General features: G+C 39.8%; 1 pseudogene. It reads left to right on the plus strand.

Annotation, left to right across the window (positions count from 1 at the left end):
• Positions 1-969: pseudogene (locus ACFINZ_RS10025) on the plus strand (hypothetical protein); the annotation flags it as partial.

The following is a 969-nucleotide window of genomic DNA, read 5'->3' on the forward strand; positions in this document are numbered from 1 at the left end:
AATGTTGCGGATGCGTTAGCAGGAGTAGGGACGTCTTTCACGAATATTCATAAAGAAATTAACAAAGTTGTTGGTGATAGCTTAGTTAAACAAGATGAAAAGACGCATGTTATTAGCATTGGAGGCGAAAAAAGTGGCACGAGCATTACCCTTTCCAATATTGATGGAGCGGAACGGACTCTTTCTGGAGTGCGTGGTGGAGCGATTTCAGAAACATCGACGGATGCGGTGAATGGTTCACAGCTTTATTCTATGAGTAATGTCTTAGCGTCCTATTTAGGAGGAGGAGCCGGCTATAAGGATGGGAAATGGAGTGCACCGGAATTCAAGGTTGCACAATTTAAGAGTGACGGTAGTTCAGATGAGAAGACGAGCTATGATAATGTTGCAGCTGCGTTTGATGGTGTGAATATAGGTATGACCAATATCAACAATCGTATTCATGATGTTGAGAAGAATGTTGCATCCAATGGTTTAAATTGGAATGAAACTGAAGGAGCGTATGACGCGAAGCATGATGACAAGTCGAGCAAGATTAAGAATGTCTTAGCTGGTAAAGTTGAAGAGAATTCACAAGAAGTTGTGAATGGAGGTCAGCTATGGGAGACGAATGAGAAAGTGAAAGAGGTTGAAAAGAAAGTAGATACGATTGATCAACATGTAAAAGATATTACAACAACGGTTATGGATGGAGCGGTTAAATATGACAAAGATGATGATGGTAAAAAGACGAATAAGGTTACGTTAGTAGGAGGCAATGACAGCGAACCTGTTATGATAGATAATGTAGCGGATGGAAAGATTGAAACAGGTTCTCAGCAAGCTGTTAATGGTGGTCAGTTGCATGATTATACTGAAGAGCAGATGAAGATAGTTCTTGAAGATGCCAATAAGTATACGGATGAGAAAGTTTCTCATATTGTAAAAGATGGAGTTAATGAGGCTAATTCGTATACGGATATGAAGTTT

Origin of the sequence: Bartonella sp. AA81SXKL (assembly GCF_042196945.1) — a bacterium.
GTDB lineage: Bacteria > Pseudomonadota > Alphaproteobacteria > Rhizobiales > Rhizobiaceae > Bartonella.